Origin of the sequence: Paenibacillus sp. NPDC058174 (assembly GCF_042883865.1) — a bacterium.
GTDB lineage: Bacteria > Bacillota > Bacilli > Paenibacillales > Paenibacillaceae > Pristimantibacillus.
In genome coordinates this window covers 620,791-636,897 of record NZ_JBHVUY010000002.1, presented here as the reverse complement: position 1 = coordinate 636,897, position 16,107 = coordinate 620,791, and the positions used below count along the sequence as shown (strand labels likewise).

At 50.7% G+C, this 16,107-nt stretch carries 12 protein-coding genes; 6 read left to right on the top strand and 6 right to left on the bottom strand.

The window, feature by feature from the left end:
* The first annotated feature begins 141 nt into the window (after positions 1–141).
* From ACFVVF_RS14300 to ACFVVF_RS14285, 4 genes are all read left to right on the top strand, one after another.
* The gene (locus ACFVVF_RS14300; RefSeq protein ID WP_387810437.1) at positions 142–1,254 is read left to right on the top strand and encodes an MGDG synthase family glycosyltransferase; all 1,113 of its coding nucleotides are present in this window, start codon (positions 142–144) and stop codon (positions 1,252–1,254) included.
* 106 nt (positions 1,255–1,360) lie between these two features.
* Positions 1,361–2,776, top strand: coding sequence for an NAD-dependent malic enzyme (locus ACFVVF_RS14295; RefSeq protein WP_387810434.1), 1,416 nt, complete (start codon positions 1,361–1,363; stop codon positions 2,774–2,776).
* A 195-nt stretch (positions 2,777–2,971) separates the two neighbouring features.
* The gene (locus ACFVVF_RS14290; protein WP_387810431.1) at positions 2,972–4,159 is read left to right on the top strand and encodes an acyltransferase; all 1,188 of its coding nucleotides are present in this window, start codon (positions 2,972–2,974) and stop codon (positions 4,157–4,159) included.
* 39 nt (positions 4,160–4,198) lie between these two features.
* Positions 4,199–5,041, top strand: a complete 843-nt coding sequence (locus ACFVVF_RS14285) for a polysaccharide deacetylase family protein (protein WP_387811484.1) — start codon at positions 4,199–4,201, stop codon at positions 5,039–5,041.
* A 55-nt stretch (positions 5,042–5,096) separates the two neighbouring features.
* On the opposite strand, the gene ACFVVF_RS14280 is transcribed toward ACFVVF_RS14285, so the two are convergent.
* Together ACFVVF_RS14280 and ACFVVF_RS14275 are read right to left on the bottom strand one after the other, a co-directional pair.
* Entirely contained in the window at positions 5,097–5,936 is an 840-nt protein-coding gene (locus ACFVVF_RS14280) for a C40 family peptidase (RefSeq protein ID WP_387810428.1), read from the bottom strand.
* 363 nt (positions 5,937–6,299) lie between these two features.
* Positions 6,300–7,178, bottom strand: coding sequence for a cation diffusion facilitator family transporter (locus ACFVVF_RS14275; protein ID WP_387811481.1), 879 nt, complete (start codon positions 7,176–7,178; stop codon positions 6,300–6,302).
* A 213-nt stretch (positions 7,179–7,391) separates the two neighbouring features.
* Between ACFVVF_RS14275 and ACFVVF_RS14270 the strand changes: the two genes are divergently transcribed.
* Positions 7,392–9,107 carry a methyl-accepting chemotaxis protein gene (locus tag ACFVVF_RS14270; RefSeq protein ID WP_387810426.1) on the top strand — a complete coding sequence of 572 codons (1,716 nt, stop codon included), beginning with the start codon at positions 7,392–7,394 and terminating at the stop codon, positions 9,105–9,107.
* Positions 9,108–9,174: 67 nt separating this feature from the next.
* On the opposite strand, the gene ACFVVF_RS14265 is transcribed toward ACFVVF_RS14270, so the two are convergent.
* The 4 genes from ACFVVF_RS14265 to ACFVVF_RS14250 form a co-directional block, all read right to left on the bottom strand.
* Positions 9,175–10,794 carry an ABC-F family ATP-binding cassette domain-containing protein gene (locus ACFVVF_RS14265; protein WP_387810423.1) on the bottom strand — a complete coding sequence of 540 codons (1,620 nt, stop codon included), beginning with the start codon at positions 10,792–10,794 and terminating at the stop codon, positions 9,175–9,177.
* Positions 10,787–11,038 carry a hypothetical protein gene (locus tag ACFVVF_RS14260; protein ID WP_387810420.1) on the bottom strand — a complete coding sequence of 84 codons (252 nt, stop codon included), beginning with the start codon at positions 11,036–11,038 and terminating at the stop codon, positions 10,787–10,789. The genes ACFVVF_RS14265 and ACFVVF_RS14260 overlap by 8 nt, the downstream gene beginning before the upstream one ends.
* 1,212 nt (positions 11,039–12,250) lie before the next feature.
* Positions 12,251–13,315 (bottom strand): Gfo/Idh/MocA family protein, encoded by a 1,065-nt coding sequence (locus ACFVVF_RS14255; RefSeq protein WP_387810417.1) that lies wholly within the window; start codon positions 13,313–13,315, stop codon positions 12,251–12,253.
* A 103-nt stretch (positions 13,316–13,418) separates the two neighbouring features.
* Positions 13,419–14,462, bottom strand: coding sequence for an MBL fold metallo-hydrolase (locus ACFVVF_RS14250; RefSeq protein WP_387810414.1), 1,044 nt, complete (start codon positions 14,460–14,462; stop codon positions 13,419–13,421).
* Positions 14,463–14,707: 245 nt separating this feature from the next.
* Between ACFVVF_RS14250 and ACFVVF_RS14245 the strand changes: the two genes are divergently transcribed.
* Positions 14,708–15,859, top strand: coding sequence for a virulence factor (locus ACFVVF_RS14245; protein ID WP_387810411.1), 1,152 nt, complete (start codon positions 14,708–14,710; stop codon positions 15,857–15,859).
* The last annotated feature ends 248 nt before the right edge of the window (positions 15,860–16,107 follow it).

The following is a 16,107-nucleotide window of genomic DNA, read 5'->3' as shown; positions in this document are numbered from 1 at the left end:
GAACGAGTTTTTAGACACGCCCTGGTCTTAAATTGCCGGTGTTCTTAATAAAATAGAGAGAGGCTGCCGTAAAGCATGTTGGAATAACTTGTGTAAACCTCACTTGCGTCGTAATATGGAATTAGAAAAGTAGGTGACATTATGCGTAAGAAAAGAGTGCTCCTTCTCTCCGAGGGGTTCGGGTCGGGGCACACGCAAGCCGCATATGCGTTAGCGGTAGGCCTGCGTCAGCTGGATCACAGTATACAGACCAAAGTCATTGAGCTGGGCAGTTTTCTTAATCCGATACTAGGGCCTTTAATTATTTCCGCCTATCGTAAGACCGTCAGCAAACAACCCAAGGTGGTTGGACTGATGTATCGCAGCAATTATAAAAAATCGCTCAACCGCTTCGCGCAGCTTGCGCTTCACCGGATGTTCTACACCCATACTGCGCAGGTGATTACACAGCTTAAGCCGGATCTCATCGTATGCACCCATCCGGTACCGAACGCTGTCGTCAGCCGAATCAAACGGCTTGGTCTCGATTTGAAAATATGTACAATTATTACCGATTACGATGCCCACGGCTCTTGGGTGAACAAGGAAGTCAACAAATATCTGGTGTCCACTTCCCTTGTGAAGAAAAAGCTGACCGATCGCGGCGTAGCCGCAGACCGCATCGAAGTAACCGGCATCCCCGTCCATCCGAATTTTTGGACAACTTATGATAAGGAAGAAATTCGCCAGCAGTTTCAGCTTCGGGCCTTGCCTACCGTTCTAATTATGGGCGGCGGCTGGGGACTCATCGAGGATCATCTGCTCGAATATATGACGAAATGGCGTGAAACCGTCCAGCTCATTTTCTGTGTAGGCAATAATGAGAAGGTTCGCGATAAAATGCTGGCCCATCCTTTATTCCAGCATGACAACATTCGCGTTCTCGGTTTCACGAAGGAAATCAGCAAATTAATGGATGTAGCCGATGTGCTCGTTACCAAGCCTGGAGGCATGACCTGCACAGAAGGCATGAGCAAAGGCATTCCGATGCTGTTCTACGAGCCGATTCCCGGCCAAGAGGAAGAAAACTGCGAATACTTTATACAGAATGGTTTTGGAGAAATGCTGGACTCCACTGCCGTCGTGGAAAAGTGGTTCAACCTCATCCAGGAGCCCTATACCTCGGGCCAATTCCGCAGCCAGCTTCTTACGAAGCGCAATCAGCAATATGATCCGAAGAGTTGCCCTAACGCCGTCCTGCGCCTTATGCAGTGACGGTGTTTTTATTGCCACCCTCCCCCTGTACCATTCGGTACTCGAATAGCAAAGCCCGATATAGGATATAGTTAGACCATATGAAATACAAAGGGAGCGGATCGCCATGAAGGAAGGAAGCATGGATGGCAAGACACTCATACTCCGGCTGGAAATTGATACGAAGCAGGCCCAGTTCGGGAAGGCAGCTACAGCGATTGAAGCTGCCGGCGGCGACATAATCGCTATCGACGTTATCCATACTGACAAAAACTACAGCGTTCGCGACTTAACAGTGAAGACAACTGCGGCAGGCACGGCAGACAGCTTAACCAAAGCGCTTCAGGCGGTGCCTGGCGTACGGCTTCAGCATTTATCCGACCGTACCTTCTTGCTTCACCTGGGCGGCAAAATTGCAATTCAGCCCAAAACGCCCATCCAGAACCGCGATGACCTCTCCCGTGTCTATACGCCCGAGGTGGCCCGTGTGTGCCAGGCTATTCACGAGGACCCGTCCAAAGCTTATACGCTGACGATAAAGCGCAACACCGTCGCTGTCGTCTCGGACGGCAGCGCCGTGCTTGGGCTTGGCAATATCGGCCCTTACGCGGCTATGCCCGTTATGGAAGGCAAAGCGATGCTCTTCAAGCAGTTCGCCGACGTCGACGCCTTTCCCATCTGCCTCGATACGCAGGACACAGAGCAGCTTATCGCCGCAGTCAAGCAGCTCTCGCCTGCTTTTGGCGGCATTAATCTGGAGGATATCTCTGCCCCCCGCTGCTTCGAGATCGAGAAGCGTCTGCGCGACGAGCTCGACATCCCGGTCTTTCACGATGATCAGCATGGAACAGCCGTCGTCTTGTATGCCGGTCTGCTCAACGCGCTTAAGTTAACGAATCGCAACCTATCCGAGGCAAAAATCGTCATATGTGGTATCGGAGCAGCAGGCACTGCTTGCACAAAGATGCTGCTTGCCGGCGGAGCGAAACATATTGTCGGCGTCGACCGGGAAGGCATTCTGACCGCCGACCGTACTTACAGCAATCCAATGTGGCAATGGTACGCAGAGCATACAAATCCGGAACGCGCAAGCGGCGGACTTGCAGAAGCTATGCAGCAGGCGGACGTATTCATTGGCGTATCCGCCGGCGGAATACTGACGAGAGCGCATATCGAATCGATGGCCGCTGACCCCATTGTATTCGCCATGGCCAATCCCGAGCCCGAGATCCGGCCAGAGCTCGTAGAAGATATCGTTGCGGTATTCGCAACCGGGCGGTCGGACTATCCGAACCAGATTAATAACGTCCTTTGCTTTCCGGGTATTTTTCGGGGAGCACTGGATAGCAGAGCAACTACTATTAATGAAGAAATGAAGCTGGCGGCAGCCGAAGCGATCGCATCGGTGATCAGTGAAGACGAGTTGAACCGCTTATATATTATTCCAAGCGTATTCAATACCCGTATTGTGGAAGAAGTACGCCGCCGGGTCATGCAGGCAGCTAGACAAAGCGGAGTCGCTAGACGAAAAACGCGTGATTAAACCTGCTTTATCATCATTTGGAAAAAAATTTCCCAGCGTGAAGCAATTGGCTTTCCTTACCCCGCAAGGGATGAAAGCCAATTGCTCATGTTTGGGATTTTAATACATATTGTGCCAAGGAGGACGTTTATACTATAATGGCTAGGTTGCTAGTTTCATAGATTTAATAAAAACTGAAGAAGGTGTTCCCTGCTAATGGCTAATGCCGCATTACAAAAAAAGGAGAATATCCCTGAACTGCAGCTCGTTCGGGCAATTGCGATCATTGGCGTGCTTTCGGTCCACTCGACCTCATTCGCCACCATTGATATGGTCAATTCCAATTATTTTTTCCTTTATAACTTCTTTAATATTTTTATGAAGTTCGGAACGACAACCTTTATCTTTTTAAGCAGCTTTGTCTTATTTTACAACTATTATTCACGTCCATTGACAGGCCAGCTGATAGGCGGGTTTTACAAAAAACGATTGCTTTACATTATCATTCCATATCTAGTATTTTCAGTCTTTTACTTTGCCGTCCTGCATTATCTCTATTACCCGGACCGCTCGTTATCTGCAACACTAGAGAGCTTCTGGAGCAAGGTCATAACCGGCAAAGCTTATACGCATCTCTACTTTGTATACATAAGCATTCAATTTTACATACTGTTTCCGCTTTTCCTATGGTTGATGAAGAAGTTTCCCATACTCGTCAAGCTGGCGATTCCAGCCGGCATTCTGATTCAATGGGCATTCATTCTTATGAACAAGTATGTGCTTGAGACACCTGTTCCGAACCGGGGCAGCTGGGCTCTTGCTTACTTCTCCTACTACTTGCTTGGCGCAGCGCTCGGCATCTATTATCCGAAGCTGAAAGCCTGGATCGTAATGGCGAAGGAAAATGCAACAACTGGCCGTGTTATCGTATGGTTATCGCTATGGGTGCTCTGGCTGGCTGCAGGGTTGTCGCATGTTTATATCTACTATTTGAACCGCAAACATATTTATACAGCGAACACGACGCTGTTTGACCTGATTTGGAACATACACGCCTTGCTTACGGCGCTTGTCCTGCTGCAGCTCGCTCATCTTCTATACCGGAAGCTGCCGTTCAAGCTGCCTCAACTGCTTGCAAGACTTGGCGCTCTATCATTCGGCATCTATTTGATTCATCCGTTCTTCTTGCTCGTATACCGGCTATATCCGCTGCATACGGGCAAAGCCTGGTTACTGCACTTATGGTATTTGGGAGGCTTCCTGCTCGCTCTTATTGCATCGTGGATCGTCGTCTCACTTGTCGCCCGTTTCATCCCATTCTCATGGGTCATCTTCGGAAATCTTCCGAAGCCGAAGAAACAACCTGCTTCTCCATCCGTAACGGAAAGGCAGCTGGACGCCTAGGCTTATATATTTCACGATAGCGAGGGATTACTTTTGAAAATGAAAGCTATTGCCGCACTTTTAGTTATTGCACTTGCAGTCGTCTGGCCGGTATCTGCCAGCCAGTTGAATGCTTCCTCTTCCTACTACAAGAACAAGGTCATCGTGCTGATGTACCATCACATTGATACCAAAGAAAGCGGAGCCACCATTTCGCCAAGCCGTTTCGGCACGCATATGAAGCTGCTGAAAGAACATGGCTATAACGTAATCAGTGTGGAGCAGTTTGCCGATTTCATGCAAAAGAAGGGGACGGTTCCTGACAATGCAGTTGTCATTACGTTTGATGACGGCTATGAAAGCTTCAATCAGTACGCGGTTCCGATTATGAAAAAGTATAATTTTGTAGCTACCCATTTCATCATCGGCGCAAGCAGCGACAAACAAAACGTACACACGAAGCACTTGTCCTGGGATACGATGCGCAAGCTGAAAGAAGAAGGCTTCAGCTTTTACAGCCATACTTACGATCTGCATAATTATGCGGCGCTGAACGAAAGCGGCAGCAAAAAAGGCCCAATGCTGAGCAACCGCATTTATTTGAAAGACGAGAAGCGTCTGGAGACGAAAGCGGAATATATCGCCAGAGTCAAAGAGGATATTTCCTTGATCGAAGGCAAGCTGAAGGATGAGCTGGACAACAAGTACCAAATGATCGCGTTCCCGTTTGGTTCCTTCAATTCTACAGTGAAAAAGCTTCAGAAGGAGCAAGGCGTCTCCTTGTTCTTCACGACAAGGCCAGGCATCAACAAAGCCGGATCGGATGAAGTATTCCGCATCAATGCCGGGTCTCCGAAAATTACAGGCAATAAATTTCTGGAATCGCTTCGTAAATTTCACTAATCGTTAATTATGAAAAAGGGATGTGCCCGCTGGTGCGGACACATCCCTTTTTCAATTAATTCAGCGCGCTTCCACCGTACAGGAAGCGGTATTCCCAGTGCGTTCCCTCGATGCTGCTGATCGTGACGCCGCCGCTCTCTTTAGAATACGTATGTAGAATTTTACCGTCTCCCAAGTAGATACCGTCATGGGTAATGGCCGCTGTTGACTTGTTTACTCCGGAATAGGCTGATGCTTTCGTTCCTTTATAGGACATAAAGAACATGATATCGCCGCGTTTCAGCTTCCGCCAGTCGGTCACTGCATTGCCTTTGTTTTTCACATAGCTTCCTTGCCCGCGCGAATCCGCAGGAAGCTTAAGGCCTACGCCATCCATAAATGCTTGCCGGACAAAGTCCGAGCAGTCAAAAGTCGTTGTTGTATTGCGGTCTGAGCCGTATTCGTAAGGTGTCCCCAAATAACGCAATCCTGCTGCAATGACCTTCTCAACAGAAGCTGAGGTTGAAGCAGAACCGCTGCCGGAGCCCCCGTTATTGCCGGAGTTTCCGCCGCTGGACGGAACGGAGCCAACTGTAATATATTGATCCTGCGAACTGACATAGCCGGTTGTACCGCTCGAATCCTTCACTTGATACCAATAGCTGTTCGGCTGAGAAAGTACAGTTACCAGCTCGCCTGCTTTCAAATATTTAATGCGCGATGCCGATGTTGAAGGGGATGTCCGGAATGATACGGAAGCCTTGATTAAAGCTTGTCCTGCCGATACGGTAGTGCTAGCTGCGGCCGAAGCCGTTTGTGCGTTCCATGCAGCCGGGATTGAAACCGAGACAGCGCTGAGCAATAACGCAGCTGAAAGAGTTGTCGTTACGAGCCTTGCCCGAATCCTGTTGTTCATAGTTGTACGCCTCCTTGTTTGCGGCCTTCTCGCATGCCGCTGTTCCCATTGTAGAATCGGTCTGCTCATCGAGCATCGACCGATATTCCTAATTGGCGCTCTCACCCATTTAGGCACAAGGTTTCAGAGGACGGTTGTAAATAAACGCCAAGAAGCGTTCCCCGGGAGGAACGCTTCTAAATCGGGATATGCTGAACCCGTTGCCTTCACTGCATTTGAGACAGATTCTATGTCTCGGCAGCAACAAGGATAACCTTGCCATGGATGACTGAGCCTTTAGAACCAATTTATTCTCCGTATGGTTCGATTACCAACATTTACATGTCCCCATAGGATGTAAATTCTGCAACTTTTCGCCGGCTTCTAGTTATCGGGCAGTTCTAAAGGCTCCACATGTACATGCACGCTCATAATATTGCTTCGCCGCACCAGACGCTTCTCAATCTCGTCGCTAATTCGATGACTTTCAATCAGAGACAGCTGCGGATCCACTTGCACAATCACGTCGATTAATACGTTGCTGCCATGTACACGCGCTTTAATATCTTTAATCGACTTAACTCCGTTTGTGCTCTCCACCGTCGTCCGTAACGATGAAAGCTCATTCGCATCAAATCCGTCCGTCAACGCATGTGTTGAACTGTAAAAAATCCCCCAAGCCGTCCAGCATATAATACAGCCTACAGCGAATGCTGCAACCGGGTCGAGCCAAGGCAGTCCAAATTGAGCACCGATGATGCCGATTGCGGCGCCGGTACTAACCAGTGCATCCGAAAGATTATCTTTCGCTGCAGCCATAAGCGCCTGATTGTTAATCCGCTTCGCCAGCCGCCGGTTATACATATATACGCCAGCCATACAGACGGCTGCAAACAGCGCAACCCATGCGGTTATTAGTGAAGGCACATGCCCCTTGCCCGAAATCAGATCACCGGCCGCACTAATCAGCACCTGAATGCCTACAGTTGCCATAATGAAGGAAGCGATAAGTGCTGCAATCGTTTCCGCCCTGAAATGTCCATAGGGATGGTCTTTATCCGGCGGCTTTTGTGAAATACGGAGCCCGATTAACACGGCAACGGAAGCAACAATATCCGTAAGGTTATTGAATCCGTCCGCAACGAGTGCTCCTGAGACAAACCAATAGCCTGCTCCCAGCTTCAACGCCGATAAGACAAGATAGGCCGTGATGCTGACCCAGGCCCCCTTCTCGCCCTGCTTAATATCCTCGTATTGAACCAGTTTCCTTCCCTCATTTCCATTTCTTTTATAACGGTATCATAACCGACCAAAATCGAGTGGGTCTAGAGAAACAGTGTTTACCTCAGTCTTGCTTTTATGCATAAATGCAACACTTTCGTAAAAATACTCCGCGTGTCCGCTTCTCAAAAATGGTATAATATGACTCGCAGCTTTATACACGGTCTATAGATAAAGAGGGGTTGTCTCATGTTCATGAACCATTTGGTTGCGAAAATGTTTGTCTTTTTTTCCGGCATTCTGCTGTTGGGCGGAGCCGTGCTTGGCTTAACGATCTATCATTCTTCAACCAAGCTGGTCGAAGATTCAATGGGCCTGCAAGCAAAGGCCGTCGCTGAAAGGGCTCTAACACTGATTTCTACAGATGCCTATACCGAGCTTGGCCCCGACTCAGGTGAAACCGCTTACTACAATCAATTGAGACAGCAATTAAATGATGTACGAGCGGCAAATGGTTTGAAATATTTATATACGCTCGGTTACAGCGAGCAAGAAGGCTATTTCTATGTTGTAGACGGAGCTCCTCCCGATGTTGCCGAAGATGATTTTTCGCCCATCGGCACCACGGAAGAGAATCCGTATCAAGGCATGATCCGGGCTTTTGCGGAAGGAAAGGCACAGATCGGCGATCTGACTAACGACGACTACGGAGCAACGATTTCAGCCTATGTGCCGATTGTAGCTGGCGATGGCGCGCTAATCGGCGTCATTGGCGCCGATCTGGATGCGACCGCCATTTATGATCTTATCAAATCAAGCCGGACCAATATGATCTGGATCTCGCTGGCCATTCTGCTTGCCAGCATGCTGCTTATATACGCGCTGGCGCGCTACTTGACCAATCCGCTGAAAAAACTGAAAGCTCAGGTTGCGAGGGTCGGCGACGGCGATCTTACATTGGTTAATATGCCAGACGTTAAACGCCGCGATGAGATTGGACAGCTTGCAGGCGCATTCCAGCAGCTCGTCTTCGATACGAGAACGGTTATTCAGGGCATTAGCGACAGCTCAAGCAAGCTGCTGGCGACCGCGGAAGGCGTCTCGCTTCATGCAGGAGAGACTGCCGGAGCAAGCACTGCCATCTCCAGCAGCATCCAGGAAGCGTCACGAGGGGCAGCCGGGCAGGTACTGCGTTCGACGGAGGTTGCCTCGGCTATGGAAGAGATTACGAGCAGCATGCAGCATATCGCACAATCCGCAGCTGTCGTTGCCGATGTATCACAGCAGACGACCAACAACGCTTCCGAAGGCACATCATCCATTACAGCAGCGGTAGAACGAATGGAATCCATTTACACCTCCTCCGGCAAAGCAGCCGGTGTAGCTCACGCTTTAGAAGGCTATTCCGAGCAAATTGGCGGGATCGTCTCGATGATGTCCGGAATTGCAACACAGACGAATTTGCTGGCGCTCAATGCCGGCATTGAAGCGGCGAGAGCAGGAGAACACGGACGCGGCTTCGCTATTGTAGCTGAGGAAGTGCGAAAGCTTGCCTACCAGTCGGAACAATCATCCAAACAGGTCGCCGAGCTTATCGAGGCGGTAGTCCGGCAAACGGCCGAGCTGTCGATTACGATGAAGGCAAGCACGCAGGATATACAAGCCGGCATGGAGACAGTGAAGCAGGCCGGCGATTCTTTCCTCATTATTCGAAGCGGTCTGGAGACGATCAATGAGAGGCTGCATGACGTATCCGCTGCATCCGAGCAGCTCTCTGCAGGATCTGAGGAAGTATCGGCGTCAGTGGAAGATATGGAGAACATCTCCCGGCAATTTGCCGACCGGTTCAAGGAGATCGCCGCTTCCTCCAATGCGCAGCTGCAGGCCATGCAAGAAGTCAGCGCCTCTTCCGAGTCGATAAGGTTAATGTCCCAGCAGTTAAAGACACTTATCGGCCGCTTCAAGGTATAAGATACCGATTAGGGGCAATAGAAAGAGGCTTGGCACGGTTGCCAAGCCTCTTTCTTATTACTGTTTATTAGACAGCGTACATACGCTCGCGGAGCGCTTTAACTTCTTCGCTCTCAAGGTACTCATCATAAGTCATCATCCGGTCAATCAGGCCGTTAGGCGTAATTTCCATGATGCGGTTCGCAATCGTCTGTACGAACTGATGGTCATGCGATGTGAACAGTACGGTGCAGTCCGTATCAGTCAGACCGTTGTTCAATGCTGTAATGGATTCGAGATCCAAGTGGTTGGTAGGCTCGTCGAGAATGAACGTGTTCGCGCCGCTGAGCATGATTTTGGACAACATGCAGCGGACTTTCTCGCCGCCGGACAATACGCTTGCTTTCTTCATCGCATCGTCGCCCGAGAACAGCATACGGCCAAGGAAACCGCGGATGAAGGTTTCGTCCGGATCTTTCGAATATTGACGCAGCCATTCTACGAGGTTGAGGTCAACGCCGTCGAAGTAAGGAGCATTGTCTTTCGGGAAGTAGCCTTGAGTCGTCGTTACACCCCATTGGTAAGAACCAGCGTCAGGCTCCATCTCACCCATAAGCAATTGGAACAATGCCGTCTTCGGCAGACCGTTTGGTCCAACGAAAGCGATTTTGTCGCCTTTGTTGATCGTCAGCGTCAAGTTGTCGATTACCTTTTCGCCATCGATCGTTTTCGTCAGCCCTTCAACAAGCAGAAGCGATTTGCCGGCTTCGCGCTCGCCTTTGAACAGGATGAACGGATATTTACGATTCGACGGACGAATGTCGTCGAGCGTAATTTTATCAAGCAGCTTCTTACGGGAAGTAGCTTGCTTGGACTTCGATTTGTTGGCGCTGAAGCGTTGAATAAACGCTTGAAGCTCCTTAATCTTGTCTTCCTTCTTCTTGTTCTCGCCGCGCTGCAATTGAAGCGCCAGCTGGCTGGACTCGTACCAGAAGTCGTAGTTGCCGACGTACATCTGGATTTTGCCGAAGTCGATGTCCGCAATGTGCGTACATACCGTATTCAGGAAGTGCCTGTCGTGGCTGACTACGACAACGGTGCCTTCATAGCGGGACAAGAAATCTTCCAGCCAACGGATCGATTCAATGTCCAAATGGTTGGTAGGCTCATCGAGGAGCAGAATGTTCGGCTCACCAAACAAGGCTTGCGCCAGCAGGACGCGAACCTTCTCGTTGCCGCCCAGCTCCGCCATTTTCTTATCATGCAGATCCGTCGTAATGCCAAGGCCGTTCAGCATCTCTGCCGCTTGCGATTCCGCTTCCCAGCCGTTCATTTCAGCGAATTCAGCTTCAAGCTCGCCTGCACGCATGCCGTCCTCATCGGTGAAGTCCGCTTTGGCATAAAGCGTATCCTTCTCCTTCATCACGTCATACAGCTGTTTATGGCCCATAATAACCGTCTCCAGTACCGCGAACTCATCATATTCATAATGGTTCTGCTTCAGTACGGCCAGACGTTCACCCGGTGTAATATGCACTTCGCCATGCGACTGCTCGACTTCACCGGACAAAATTTTCAGAAACGTAGACTTGCCAGCGCCGTTCGCTCCGATCAGACCGTAGCAGTTGCCTGGCGTAAACTTAATACTAACATCTTCAAAAAGCGCGCGCTTCCCGTAGCGAAGCGTTATGCCACTTGTACTAATCATTGTTCGCAACCCGTCCTTCTCTTCCATACTCAATATCTCGAACCATTATAACACAGTCTACACCGGAAACGAACGCCGCAATCGGATTTTCAGGCTGAAAAATGCAGACATTTCCGCTGTACAAGCCGCTTTCGCGGCCGCAGCGTCTGTCCCGGCCGCTTCGTTGCGCTGGCGGATAGGGAGCTGCCGTTCGCTGGTTCTTTAACGGGGCCTGCTTCGCTGTATCCTCTAAACCAATGAGCATTGCTAAGCTCCTCTAACCGAACAAGACAAAGACGATGTTACTTTTACAGCCGACTAACTAGTTACTTTCTGCGTGGGGTGAGTCAGCGGTCTGGAGGTTAGCGAAGCAGGTTCGCTGTTTTGCCCCGTTCAAGGTGATTCACTTCATTAGCGAAGCTGTTTCGCTATTTTGTGAAGAGGATTTCGCTATTTGCACTAGTTCAGGGATGCTTTTCTCCATTAGCGAAGCAAACTTCGCTACTCGTGAACCTTGGTTCGCGGATTGCGAAGCTTGCTTCGCTGTATGCAATAGCTGCTTCCTCTATACTTACTCGAACGAAGTTAGGTTCGCTATTTTGCGAACCTAACTTCGCTGGAGACAGACAAACCTCGCTGCACCATATCTCCAGCGAAACCAGATTCGCTGTTTTGCGAACCTGCTTCGTTCGAGGCAGCCGAGCCTCGCTGCACCTTCCTACACAACCAACCCAACTTCGCTAAGTTCCTCTAACCAAACAAGACAAAGACGATGTTACTTTTACAGCCGGCTAACTAGTTACTTTCTGCGTTTGGGAGGGAGCGGTATGGAGTTAAGCGAAGCTGATTCGCTATTTTGCGAAGGAAATTTCGCTGTTTGCACCAGTTCAGAGACGGCTCTCTCCATTAGCGAAGCAAACTTCGCTACTCATGAACCTTGGTTCGCGGATTGCGAAGTTTGCTTCGCTGTATGCAATACCTGCTTCCTGTACACTTACGCCAACGAAGTTAGGTTCGCTATTTTGCGAACCTGCTTCGCTGGAGACAGCCGAGCCTCCCTGCACCACATATACAACGAAACCAGATTCGCTATTTTGCGAAACAGCTTCGTTCGAGACAGCTGCACCTTGCCGCACCCTCCAATTGCGAATCTATTTTCGCTGTTTTACGAACTTGCTTCGCTGGAGACAGCCTAACCTCTCTGCATCGTCCTACAGCCTAACCAACATTGCAAAGTTCCTCTAACCAAACCATACAAAGACGATGTTACTTTTACAGCCGACTAACTAGTTGCTTTCTGCGTTTTGGGAGCAAGTGGTATGGAGGTTAGCGAAGATTGGCGCTGAACGCCAGCAAAAAAGCTCCCGCTTCGCATCATTTCTTTTCGCGTAAGTGAGAGCTTTCTTATGACTTTATTTATTTATTTATTTAATTTGTTACTATACTGCTCATTAAATTAAAGGAACGAAATGAAACGTTAGTCCCAGTTCAGCTTAACCTCATTTCCAGTGCGGGAAGATTCGTAGATCGCATCGAGAATACGCATGTTTGTGTAGCCGGAAAGCGCAGGGGCAATCGGCTGTTTGCCTTCAATGACGCATTCCACAAAATGCTTGCTCAGCAGAACACGGTCCTCTTCGCCGTCCAGCGGCTCAATATCCGTCTTCACCACTTCATTGTCCTGATGCGTCACATAAGATCCGGCTTCGCCAACTAGCGATACGCCGCCTTCCGTTCCCATCAGGTGAATGAACGGATCCTCACTCAGCGCAGCAGAATGGGCTGCCCAGCTAACATCGAGCGACAGCGTCGCGCCGTTGTCGAGCTTAATCAATGCAGACGCCAAGTCCTCAACGTCATAGTAGCCTTCCCAGTTTGGCGTGCCCCAGCTGCCGATTCCTTCTTTTTTCGGGCCAAACTCCGCGTAAGTGGAGCCGTAGACGGATACCGGCTTCGGATTGCCCATCAAGTAAAGCGACAGGTCCAGCATATGAACGCCGATATCGATAAGCGGGCCGCCGCCGGATTGGTCGGAGCGGGTAAACCACGAGCCCCAGCCCGGAATGCCTTTTTTACGCATCCAGCCGGTTTTCACATTATAGATGCTGCCGAGATCGCCGTTGTCGATACGGGCTTTAATCGCTCGTCCGAGCCCGCTCCAGCGCATTTGATGAGCCATCATAAGCACTTTGCCGGACTGCTCCACCGCATCGACAATGGCGCGGGCCGAGGCTGAATCAATCGCCATCGGTTTTTCCAGCAGTACATGCTTGCCCTGCTTCAAAGCTTCAATCGCAAGCGAAGCATGGAATTGATTCGGTACTGCGATAATAACCGCATCCAATGTCGGATCATCAAGCAAAGCTTGAGGGCTGTCATGAACGACCGAAATGCCGTGCTCCTCCGCACGCTGCTGCGCAAGCGGCAAATAAGCGTCGGTTACAGCAACGATGTCCGCTGTATCTACTTTAGCAAAAGTCGTCAGATGAACATTGCCAATGGCTCCTGCTCCAATTATGCCAAGACGAATAGGTTGACTCATAGTATGAAAAAACCTCCCTAATAATAACTGCTATTGCTGTTAGTATATCGCTCTCCAAACCGCTTGTCATTGAACGCATTTGGCTCGGCTTTGTTCATATTTGTCATTTCGGCTGGGGTCCTTGACCGCCAGCAAGCTTCCATGTCTCCCCATGCGGAAGAACGACAACCCGCTCCTCATCAATTGCACGGGCGGTACGCTCTGCTTCGAGCCGGTCAAGCGCTTCGCGCGGTGTGTCGTCAGCAAGCTTGAACGCACCATAATGCATCGGCACGAACCATTTTGCCCCCGTATCTTCGAAAGCTTGCAGCGCCTCCTCCGGCGTAACATGCTGCGGTCCCATAAACCATTCAGGCTCATACGCGCCGATTGGCATTAGTGCCACATCGATATCGAACCGCCGGCCGATTTCCTTAAACCCTTGGAAATAACCGCTGTCCCCGGCAAAATAAATCGTCGGCGCCTCGCAAACGATCGGCCTTCCCGTTTTTCCATCTGTTTGAACTGTCGTGGTCCCTTGAGATGGACCCGCCGAATTCGGCATAGACGAGGCATAAGGCTCGATTACCCAACCGCCCCAGTGGGAGCTGTTCGCATCCCAAGGATTGCGGCGGGTCCAATGCTGCGAAGGGACGAATGTGAATTTGACGCCATGGATATGGACGGATTCCCACCAGTGCAGCTCTTTGACATTCGTAAATCCCTTCAGCTTGAGCTTGGAGCTCAGTCCTGCCGGGACGAGCAGCTGCTTGCGACCGCCAAGACGGCGGAGTGATTGAATATTCAAATGGTCATAATGGGAGTGCGAAATTAAGACAACGTCAATCGGAGGCACATCCTCAATCGGAATGCCCGGCGGCGCCAGTCTTTTTTGAAAAGCCATCTGTCCCGACCACACCGGATCGGTAATCAAATTAAGCCCTGCCACTTGCAGGAGAAAAGTCGAATGACCCACCCATGTAATGGAAGGCTGTTTATGGCTGCGGCAATTATGCAGAAAGGAAAGCTCCGGCTCAACGTTAGGCACAGTATACGAGTAATCCTTCTGTTTAACCCGGCTCATTCGTTCCTGACGCCATCTCGAAAATTGTTTGAACGAATTGTGCTGCTCGATCGGCTCGATATTTACAAACTTCTTAGGCCTCAATGCTGCATCCCTCGCTTCGTATGCGTAGTTGTGGATGTTCATCATATCTTTGACGGAATATTTGTTTACAGAAAAAAGCTATACTGTAAAGATATCAACTACGCCAGACAGAAGCAACAAGACGATCAAAAACTGCAATTCTCCAGAGCAATCGCCATTCGCATCGAAGCGCGATTTCATGTACACTATTTGTGTACAGTATTTATATGCATATCGCTTATTGAATGGGAGGTCATCAACGAGCTATGAAGCTAATTTCGATTGAACCAACGCCAAGTCCTAATTCCATGAAACTTAATGTTGACGAGCCGCTTCCGCGCGGCTTGCAGCAATCGTATACGAAAAAGGAAGCTGACAGCGCTCCTGAGCCGCTGCGCAGCCTTCTTGCGATCGAAGGCGTGCGGAGCGTGTTCCGCACAGCCGATTTCATCGCGCTGGACCGCGTAAGCAACGCGGATTGGGCGCGGATTCTCGCTGAAGCCCGTACGCTGCTCTCTGGCGGCGAAGCGGGTGCCGAAGCCGACGCTGCCGTGCCTTCTGCGGAAAGCTACGGCGAAGCGCATGTATTCGTCCAAATGTTCCGCGGCATTCCGATGCAGGTCCGGGTCAAAACCGGCGAGCGCGAAGCCCGCTCCGCCCTGCCGCCGAAATTCGGTGAGGCAGTAGCGGAGGCGGCTGGCGCCTCTATGATTCGCGAACGGCGGCTGGAGGAGCTTGGCATACGCTACGGCGAGTTGGAAGAAATCGCTGCCGATATTGTGAAGGAACTGGACGCAGCTTATACAGATGAGCGGCTACGCGCCCTGATTGAAGCAGCGCAAGCGCTTGGTCCCGGCGAGGAGACTGTTGTCCCGGAAAGACCTGCGCCGCTGTCCGCAGAAGAAATCGCGGAACGGCTGCAATCGCCGGAATGGCAGGTCCGCTATGCCGCTCTCGAGCGCATTGGCAATGCCGAGCCGGAGCTGCTTCCTGTTCTCGCGCAAGCGCTGCGCGATGACAATATGTCCGTGCGCAGGCTCTCCGTCGTCTATCTCGGCGACCTTCGCGATACGCCGGAGGCAATGCCTTACATGATCGAGGCGTTGCGCGACAAATCTGCGGCTGTCCGCCGTACAGCCGGCGACACGTTGTCCGATTGGGGCAACGCTGCGGCAACCGGCCCGATGATCGAAGCGCTCCGTGATACGAATAAGCTTGTCCGCTGGCGTGCTGCCCGTTTCCTATATGAAGTGGGCGACGAAAGTGCGATTGAGGCGCTTCGTACAGCAGCACAGGACACGGAGTTCGAAATTCAGCTTCAAGCGCAAATGGCGCTGGAGCGGATCGAACGCGGCGAAGAAGCCGCCGGTTCGGTATGGCAGCAAATGACCGCAGCCCGCGCACGCGAGCAGCAATAGCAATTAGCTAGCTATAGCTTCAACGCTGCACACTAGCCGCTCTTTCACAAACAAAGCCCGGCACATCCATCGTGCCGGGCTTTTTACTGCCGATTTTTATAAGCTCGACAGTTTCTCTTAACCGCTGCTTTTAAGGTCTACCGAGATGTTCCCGCTCCTGCCTCGCCGCCCCTGTCGACAAGCCACGCCTCGCTTGCTATATAGAGTGCAACCAATCAAAATGCAAAAATACATGTAGAAACGTGCTT